This window comes from Halomonas alkalisoli (assembly GCF_021412585.1).
GTDB lineage: Bacteria > Pseudomonadota > Gammaproteobacteria > Pseudomonadales > Halomonadaceae > Halomonas > Halomonas alkalisoli.
The window spans coordinates 1-9,100 of record NZ_JAKCMI010000045.1 but is presented as its reverse complement, the minus strand read 5'-3'; the positions used below and the strand labels follow the sequence as shown (position 1 = coordinate 9,100).

7 protein-coding genes are annotated in these 9,100 nt (G+C 66.4%); all 7 read left to right on the top strand.

What is annotated here, in order from left to right; genetic code table 11:
* Positions 1-1,421, top strand: a 1,421-nt coding sequence (gene hydA / locus LY622_RS21575) for a dihydropyrimidinase (protein WP_234290128.1), incomplete at its 5' end; no start/stop codon positions are given.
* A gap of 2 nt (positions 1,422-1,423) precedes the next feature.
* Complete coding sequence (locus LY622_RS21570; protein ID WP_234292780.1) at positions 1,424-2,185, top strand: 2-keto-4-pentenoate hydratase; 762 nt, start codon at positions 1,424-1,426, stop codon at positions 2,183-2,185.
* A gap of 287 nt (positions 2,186-2,472) precedes the next feature.
* On the top strand, positions 2,473-4,248 hold the full coding sequence (gene gcl / locus LY622_RS21565) for a glyoxylate carboligase (RefSeq protein ID WP_234292779.1): 1,776 nt from the start codon (positions 2,473-2,475) through the stop codon (positions 4,246-4,248).
* A gap of 160 nt (positions 4,249-4,408) precedes the next feature.
* Complete coding sequence (gene hyi, locus LY622_RS21560) at positions 4,409-5,188, top strand: hydroxypyruvate isomerase (protein WP_234292778.1); 780 nt, start codon at positions 4,409-4,411, stop codon at positions 5,186-5,188.
* 223 nt (positions 5,189-5,411) lie between these two features.
* Positions 5,412-6,296 (top strand): 2-hydroxy-3-oxopropionate reductase, encoded by an 885-nt coding sequence (locus tag LY622_RS21555; RefSeq protein ID WP_234292777.1) that lies wholly within the window; start codon positions 5,412-5,414, stop codon positions 6,294-6,296.
* Between the two features lie 232 nt (positions 6,297-6,528).
* On the top strand, positions 6,529-7,848 hold the full coding sequence (locus LY622_RS21550) for a glycerate kinase type-2 family protein (RefSeq protein ID WP_234292776.1): 1,320 nt from the start codon (positions 6,529-6,531) through the stop codon (positions 7,846-7,848).
* The coding region (pyk, locus tag LY622_RS21545) for a pyruvate kinase (protein ID WP_234292775.1) at positions 7,845-9,100 on the top strand (1,256 nt) is incomplete at its 3' end. The genes LY622_RS21550 and pyk, both read left to right, overlap by 4 nt.

Below are 9,100 nucleotides of genomic sequence, written 5' to 3'. Positions count from 1 at the left end.
TAGATACCCTGATCAAGAACGGCCTGATCATCACCGCCGCCGATCGTTACCACGCCGATATCGGCATCAAGGATGGGCGCATCGTCACCCTTGGCCAGGGCCTGGAGGGCGCCGAGGAGGTGATCGACGCCGACGGCCTCTGGGTAATGCCCGGCGGCATCGATGCCCACTGTCATCTGGATCAGCCCCTGAGCGACGGCGCGGTGATGGCCGACGGCTTCGAGAGCGGCACTCGCTCGGCGGCCTGCGGTGGGACGACCACGGTGATCCCCTTTGCCGCCCAGCAGAAGGGGCAGAGCCTGCGTGCCGCGGTGGCGGATTATCACCGCCGCAGCGAGGGCCAGGCGCTGATCGATTACGCCTTCCATATGATCGTCACGGACCCCACCGAGACGGTGCTCAAGGAGGAGTTGCCGGCGCTGATCGCCGAGGGCTACAGCTCCTTCAAGATCTACCTCACCTACGACGACCTCAAGCTCAATGACCGGGAGGTCCTCGAGGTGCTGGCCATGGCCCGCCGCGAGGGCGGCATGGTGATGGTGCATGCCGAGAACGCCGACTGCATCGCCTACCTCACTGAACTGCTCGAATCCCAGGGACAGACGTCGCCGTTCTACCACGGCGTGGCGCATTCGGCGATCGCCGAGCGTGAGGCCACCCACCGCGCCATCTCCCTGGCGGAGTTGATCGACGTGCCACTGTTGATCGTGCATGTGTCCGGTCCCGAGGCCATCGAGCAGATCCGCTGGGCCCAGGGACGCGGCCTGCGGGTCTACGGCGAGACCTGCCCCCAGTACCTGATGCTCACCGCCGCCGATCTGGACAAGGAGGGCTTCGAGGGCGCCAAGTGCGTATGCAGCCCGCCCCCCCGCGACAAGGCGGCCCAGGAGGCGGTGTGGCAGGCGCTGGAGAGTGGCGTCTTCCAGGTCTTCTCCTCGGACCACGCCCCTTTCCGCTACGATGACCCTCAGGGCAAGAAGCTGCATGGAGACGAGGCCGGCTTCCACCATATCCCCAACGGGATTCCGGGGCTCGAGACGCGGCTGGCGATCCTCTTCTCCGAGGGGGTGGTGAAGGGGCGCATCGATGCCACCCGCTTCGTTGCGCTGACCGCCACCAACCCGGCCAAGATCTATGGCCTCTATCCCCGCAAGGGCACCATCGCCATCGGCAGCGATGCCGATCTGACCCTATGGGACCCTGAGGCCCGCACCACAGTGCGCAACGCGGCCCTGCACCATGCCGTGGACTACACCCCCTATGAGGGGTTAGAGCTTACCGGGCGGCCGGTGCTTGCCCTGTGCCGCGGCCAGGTGGTGTCCCGCGACGGTGAACCGACCGCCGTGCCGGGACATGGGCGCTTCCTGAAGTGTGACAAGCCACAGCCGGCCCGGCCTCGTGGTGTGGCTAAAGGGTTCTGAGCATGAGTACGGAGATGCTGATCGATACCGCCGCTAATCACCTGCTGGCGGCTTATCCCCCGGGGAAGCTTATTGATTTGCCGGATGACCTGCCTTTGAACGATGTACCGACGGCCTACGCCATCCAGGCGCGGATCTCGTCAGCCCTGGGCACCCACTCCGGCTGGAAGCTGGGGGGCATCGTCAAGGGTGAGGTGCCGCGCTACTCGCGGCTGCTCGCCGAGTGGAGTCAGGCCTCACCGGGGCGCTTCGTTCGCAACGATTTTCATCGGGTCTACCTGGAGCCGGAGCTGGCGGTGGTGCTGGGGGCGGCCATCCCGGCTCGGAAGGCGCCCTATACTCTGGCCGAGATCGCCCCAAACGTCGCCAGCCTGCATGCCGCCATCGAGCTGGTGGACAGCCGCTTCATCGCCTGGCCCGAGGTGCCGCCGCTCTGGCAGCTGGCCGATGGGCTGAGCCATGGCGCCTTCGTGTTGGGCAGCGGTGTCCCCGCCGGTGACCTAACGCAGATGAAGAATGCCACTTACTGCATGAGCTTGGATGACGAGGTAGTCTTGAGCGGCTGCGGCAACCACCCCGGCGGTGATCCCGCCGAGCTGCTGGTGGCGATGGTCAACGACCGCATTCGCCGCGATGGCGAGGGTTTTGTCGCCGGCGAGGTGATCACCACCGGTACCTTCGACGGGGTCGTGGAGATGCTGGCCGGTCAGCGGGTGCATCTCGACTTCGCCGGTATTGGCGAGGCGGAGGTGAGGGTGGATTGAGTCGGCTGCGCTCAGCGGTCGTCGATCGTGGCGGTGAGGGCGACAACTGCGACGAGTACCCGCTGGCGCTGCGAGTCAGCGTCGACTGATTTTTTGCGGTTCGTGATGAACCGATAACAACCCAAGCTGCTGATGGAGCTTGGGTTTTTTTGTGCCAAATAATTTTTATGAAAATACTTTCCATAAAATATTGACGACGGGCTCAGGCGGACCTAATCTCGGTATACAGAAATATTTTCCAAAAACAATTTCCACTAAGAACAACGCCCCTCACTGGAGGAATCATCATGGCTCGTATGACCGCAGCAGAAGCCGCCGTTCACGTGCTCAGGAAGGAAGGCATCGACGTTGCCTTCGGTGTGCCTGGTGCCGCCATCAATCCCTTCTATGCCGCCATGCGCAAGGTCGGCGGTATCGACCATCTGCTGGCCCGACACGTCGAGGGCGCCTCGCACATGGCAGAGGGCTATACCCGGACCAAGGCCGGCAATATCGGGGTCTGCATCGGCACCTCCGGGCCTGCCGGCACCGACATGATCACCGGTCTCTATTCGGCCACCGCCGACTCGATTCCGATCCTGTGCATTACCGGCCAGGCGCCGCGAGCCAAGCTGCACAAGGAAGATTTCCAGGCGGTGGACATCCAGGCGATTGCCGGTCCGGTCACCAAGTGGGCCGTCACCGTGCTGGAGCCGGCCCAGGTGCCGCGCGTCTTCCAGCAGGCCTTCCAGTTGATGCGTTCCTCGCGCCCGGGGCCGGTGCTGATCGACCTGCCCATCGACGTGCAGATGACCGAGATCGAGTTCGATCCCGACACCTATGAGCCGCTGCCGGCCTACAAGCCCAGCGCCTCGCGCGCCCAGGTCGAGAAGGCCATCGCCATGCTCAACGAGGCCGAGCGCCCGCTGCTCGTGGCCGGTGGCGGTATCATCAATGCCGATGCCAGCGACCTGCTGACCGAATTTGCCGAGCTGACCGGCGTGCCGGTGATCCCGACGCTGATGGGCTGGGGCACCATCCCGGACGATCATCCGCTGATGGCGGGCATGGTCGGCCTGCAGACCTCGCATCGCTACGGTAATGCCACCCTGCTGGCGTCGGATTTCGTGATGGGTATCGGCAACCGCTGGGCCAACCGCCACACCGGCAACCTCGAGACCTATACGGAAGGGCGCAAGTTCGTCCACGTGGATATCGAGCCCACCCAGATCGGTCGCATCTTCGGCCCCGACTACGGCATCGTCTCCGACGCCAAGGCGGCGCTCGAACTCTTCATCGAGGTGGCGAGCGAGCTGAAGGCGGCAGGCAAGCTGAAGGATCGCAGCAGCTGGGCCGAGGAGTGCCAGGAGCGCAAGCGCACCCTGCTGCGCAAGACCCACTTCGACGAGGTGCCGGTCAAGCCGCAGCGGGTCTACGAGGAAATGAACCGCGTATTCGGCAAGAATACCCGCTATGTCAGCACCATCGGCCTGTCACAGATCGCCGGTGCCCAGTTCCTCCATACCTACAAGCCGCGGCACTGGATCAACTGTGGCCAGGCGGGCCCGCTGGGCTGGACCATCCCCGCGGCTCTCGGCGTCTGCCGTGCCGATCCGGATGCCCAGGTGGTCGCGCTCTCCGGCGACTACGACTTCCAGTTCATGGTCGAGGAGCTGGCGGTGGGGGCGCAGTTCAAGCTGCCCTATATCCATGTGCTGGTGAACAACTCCTACCTGGGGCTGATCCGCCAGGCCCAGCGCGGCTTCGACATGGACTACTGCGTGCAGCTCTCGTTCGAGAACATCAACTGCCCGGAGATCAACGACTACGGCGTGGATCACGTCTCTGTGGTCGAGGGGCTCGGCTGCAAGGCGCTGCGCGTGACCCGGCCCGAGGAGATCGCCCCCGCCTTGACCAGGGCCCGCGAGCTGATGGCCGAGCACCGGGTGCCGGTGGTGGTCGAGATCATCCTGGAGCGGGTGACCAATATCGCCATGGGAACCGACCTGGGTGGCATCAACGAGTTCGAGGCTCTGGCCGAGAACGTCGCCGATGCGCCGACCTCGATCAGCGCCCTGACATGAAACCTGCGCTCTGACCAAGGGGCGCTTGGGACAGGCCGCAGAGGAGGTCCGATTCCAGGGAAGGAATCGGTAGGGTACAGGGATGTATTCACAGCGCCTTCTCGCAGGCCTGTCGCAAGACAAGCCCCTAGCAATAACGTACGACCCAAAGGAGTTCGATATGCCCAAGTTTGCCGCCAATCTCAGCATGCTGTTCACCGAGGAGGCGTTCCTCGATCGCTTCAAGGCCGCCGCCGATGCGGGCTTCAAGGGCGTCGAGTACCTCTTCCCCTATGACTACACGCCGGCCGAGATCAAGTCTCGACTGGACGCCAACGGCCTGACCCAGGTGCTGCACAACCTGCCGGCCGGCGACTGGGCCGCCGGCGAGCGCGGCATTGCCTGCCATCCGGATCGCGTCGAGGAGTTTCGCGCCGGGGTCGAGCAGGCTATCGACTACGCCACTGCGCTCGGCTGCAAGCAGGTCAACTGCCTGGCCGGCATTCAACCCCAGGGCGTGAGCCTGGAACAGGCGCGTCGCACCCTGGTGGAAAACCTCCGCTATGCTGCTGGAAAGCTCGAGGCCGCCGGTATCCTGCTGCTGGCCGAGCCGATCAACACCCGCGACATCCCCGGCTTCTTCCTCAACCGCACCGAGCAGGCGCTATCGATCTTCGACGAGGTGGGCAGCGCCAACCTGAAGCTGCAGTACGACATCTATCATATGCAGATCATGGAGGGTGACCTGGCGCCGACCATCGAGAAGCACCTGGATCGCATCGCCCACGTGCAGCTGGCCGACAACCCGGGGCGGCACGAGCCTGGCACCGGCGAGATCAACTACCCGTTCCTCTTCTCTCACCTCGACCGGTTGGGCTATGACGGTTGGATCGGCTGTGAATACAAGCCGGCTTCCACGACAAGAGAAGGACTGGGCTGGCTCGATCAGGCCCGCGGCTGAAGAGCGCTGCAGACCCCTTAACGAGGGGCGCCGGGGGCAGGCCGAAGAGGAGGTCCGATTCCAGGGAAGGAATCGGTAGCGCCCAGGGAAGGGTTCACAGCGCCTCATCGACGGTCCGGCGCTCCGGGGCCTGCCGACGGATCAGCCCCGAGTGGCGACGTCACCTGCGACAGCCGCCGGGTAAGGTTGCAAATGACAAAGACAAGCTGAAAGGAGAATCATCATGAGCAAGATCGGTTTCATTGGCCTCGGCATCATGGGCCGCCCCATGGCAGGTCACCTGCTCGACGCCGGCCATGACCTCGTCACCGTCAAGCGCGGCACCCTCGACGCCACCCTGGCCGAGAAGGGCATGCGCGAACTCGACAGCCCGCGCGCCGTGGCCGAGCAGGCCGAGGTGGTCATCACCATGGTGCCGGACACCCCCGACGTGGAAGCGGTACTGTTCGGCGAGAACGGCGTCATCGAGGGGCTCAAGCCGGGGACCCTGGTCATCGACATGAGCTCGATCGCCCCCATCGCCACTCAGGCATTCGCCAAGCGCATCGTTGATGCCGGCGGCGAGTATGTGGACGCACCGGTATCCGGCGGCGAGGGCGGGGCCATCAACGCGGCCCTGACCATCATGGTTGGCGCCACCGAAGAGGGATTCACCCGCGCCCTGCCGATCCTCGAGGTGATGGGCAAGACGATCACCCATATCGGCGGCCATGGTGCCGGCCAGACCTGCAAGGTGGCCAACCAGATCGTGGTGGCGCTGACCATCGAGGCGGTGGCCGAGGGGCTGCTGTTCGCCTCGAAGGCGGGCGCCGATGTGGCCAAGGTGCGTGAGTCGCTGCTCGGCGGCCTGGCCCAGTCGAAGATCCTCGACGTGCACGGCGAGCGCATGATCAAGCGCACCTTCGATCCGGGCTTCAAGATCAAGCTGCACCAGAAGGACCTCAACCTGGCGCTGGAAGGCGCGCGTAGCCTCAACCTGGCGCTGCCCGGCACGGCCAACGCCCAGCAGCTGTTCCAGGCCTGTGCCGCCCAGGGCGGTGCCGACTGGGATCACGCCGGGATCCTGAGGGCGCTCGAGTCGCTGGCCGACCATGAAGTCGGCAGCTGAACGACCGTACCGGGGAAGCATCGACTGGCACGGCAAGCGGTGTGCCCGTCGCGCAGACACTCGGTCGGTGTTTTCCCCTGATGGGCGTCGGGTCGTCGCCCATCCCATGGCCGCCCCTGGTGGCCCTTGACCCGACGGCGGGATCCCCGGCTGGAACCCGCCCGTCGTCGGGCTTTTTTCCCCCTGTTTCTGCTGCTACCGTCGAAGCCTATCGCCCGCTGCGAGGTGCCCCATGAATTCTGCTCTGCCCCCCTTCGATCCTGCCATGGACGTGGCGGCCTGGCTGCGACGGCTTGCCGATGTCGCCGTTGCCGCCGTTCACCCGGATACGCTGGTGGCCGACCTGCTGCCCGACCCACCGCCGGGGCGCACCGTGGTGGTCGGTGCCGGCAAGGCCGCCGCTGCCATGGCGGCGGCCCTGGAGCGTGCCTGGCAGGACCGCTGCCCCGAGACGCCGCTCTCCGGCCTGGTGGTGACCCGTTACGCGCATGGTCTTCAAGGGCTGGACGCCGAGTGCTCGACCATCGAGGTGCTCGAGGCGTCGCACCCGATGCCCGACGACCTGGGCGAGAAGGCGGCCGGGCGCATGCTCGAGGCGGTCGAGGGGCTCACCGAGGATGATCGCGTCATCGCACTGATCTCCGGTGGTGGCTCGGCCTTGATGACGCTGCCGGCACAGGGCATTTCCCTGGCCGAGAAGCAGGCCATCAACCATGCACTGCTGCGCTGTGGTGCGCCGATCAGCCAGATCAATACCGTGCGACGCCACCTCTCCGCGATCAAGGGGGGTCGCCTGGCGGCGGCCGCGCATCCCGCCCAGGTGGTGACCTGGCTGATTTCCGACGTGCCGGGCGACGAGGCGTCGCTGATCGCCTCCGGGCCGACCCTGCCGGACAGCTCGACGCCGGCGGATGCCCTGGCGGTGCTCGAGCAGTACGCCATCGCCATTCCCGACAGCGTGCGCCGCCACCTGCAGGAGAGTCGTGACGCCCCCTCGCCGCAGGATGACGCTTTCGTCCGCGACGACAGTGTGATGCTGGCTCGAGCCAGCGACGCCCTGGACGCAGCCAGACAGGCCGCCGAGGCCGCCGGTGTCACGGTGAGCGTGCTGGGGGACGACCTGGAAGGCGAAGCTCGCGAGCTGGGCCGGGCCCAGGCGCGCGTGGCGCTGGATGCGGCCGCCGAGAGCGGTGGGCCACGGCTGATCCTCTCCGGTGGCGAGACCAGCGTCACGGTCAAGGGAGACGGCCGGGGAGGGCGCAACGTGGAGTATCTGCTGGGCCTCTTCGATGCCCTGGAAGGCGCCCAGGGCATCCATGCACTGGCCATCGACACCGATGGCATCGACGGCTCCGAGGACAACGCCGGTGCGCTGTTCGGTCCCGACGACTGGATCCGCGCCAGGGAGCTCGGCCTCGATCCCGCCGAGTACTTGTCGCGCAACGACGCGTATACTTTCTTTCAGGCGCTGGACCGGCTCATCGTTACCGGGCCGACTCGAACCAACGTCAACGACTTCCGTGCCATTCTGGTCTTGCCGAGGACATCATGACGCTTCCCCCCCATGCCCCCATCCATGACCCCATTCGTCGCACCAAGATCGTCGCCACCCTGGGGCCGGCCAGCGACCGCGACGGCGTGCTGGAAGCGATGATCGAGGCCGGCGTCGACGTGGTGCGCCTCAACTTCTCCCACGGTTCGCCGGACGACCACCGCCGCCGCCTCGAGCGGGTGCGCGAGATCGCCGCCCGCCTGGGTAGGGCGGTGGCCGCCCTGGGCGACCTGCAGGGCCCCAAGATCCGCATCGCCCGCTTCAAGGATGGGCCGGTGACGCTGGAGGAGGGGCAGTCCTTCCTGCTCGACATGGCGCTGGACTCCGATGCCGGTGACGTGACCCGGGTTGGCTGCGACTACAAGACCCTGGCCGACGACGTCGCCCCCGGCGATCGGCTGCTGCTCGACGACGGTCGACTGGTGCTGCATGTGAACCGGGTGGCCGACCACCTGATCCACACCAGCGTGGTGGTGGGCGGCAAGCTCTCCAACAACAAGGGCATCAACAAGGAGGGCGGTGGCCTCTCGGCCCCGGCGCTCACCGACAAGGACCGCGCCGACCTCAAGACCGCCATCGACATCGGCGTCGACTACCTGGCGGTCTCGTTCCCGCGCAGCGCCGCCGACATGCAGGAAGCGCGGGAGCTGTTGGGCGAGGCGGGCAAGGAGATCGGCCTGGTGGCCAAGCTCGAGCGCGCCGAGGCGGTGGCCGACGCGGCGACGCTCGACGGGATCATCGAGGCCTCCGAGGCGGTGATGGTGGCCCGCGGCGACCTGGGGGTGGAGATCGGCGACGCCGAGCTGATCGGCATGCAGAAGCGCATCATCAAGCGCGCCCGCACCCTGAACCGGGCGGTGATCACGGCAACCCAGATGATGGAGTCGATGATCACCTCGCCGCTGCCCACCCGGGCCGAGGTGTTCGACGTGGCCAACGCGGTGCTCGACGGCACCGACGCGGTGATGCTCTCCGCCGAGACCGCCGCCGGGGACTTCCCGGTGGAGACCATCGCGGCGATCAACCGCGTCTGCCTCGGCGCCGAGCGCGAGAGGATCGCCCAGGAGTCGGGGCATCGTATCCACGAGGGCTTCTCGCGGATCGACGAGACCATCGCCCTGTCGGCGATGTACGCCGCCAACCACCTGCAGGGCGTGGCGGCCATCGCCTGCATGACCTCCACCGGCTACACGCCGCTGATCGCCTCGCGCATCCGCTCGGGCCTGCCCATCGTCGGCCTGGCCCACAGCCC

Coding starts and splice junctions, on each gene's coding strand:
- LY622_RS21570 (WP_234292780.1), top strand. CDS start 1,424: ATGAGTACGGAGATGCTGATCGATACCGCCGCTAATCACCTGCTGGCG.
- gcl (WP_234292779.1), top strand. CDS start 2,473: ATGGCTCGTATGACCGCAGCAGAAGCCGCCGTTCACGTGCTCAGGAAG.
- hyi (WP_234292778.1), top strand. CDS start 4,409: ATGCCCAAGTTTGCCGCCAATCTCAGCATGCTGTTCACCGAGGAGGCG.
- LY622_RS21555 (WP_234292777.1), top strand. CDS start 5,412: ATGAGCAAGATCGGTTTCATTGGCCTCGGCATCATGGGCCGCCCCATG.
- LY622_RS21550 (WP_234292776.1), top strand. CDS start 6,529: ATGAATTCTGCTCTGCCCCCCTTCGATCCTGCCATGGACGTGGCGGCC.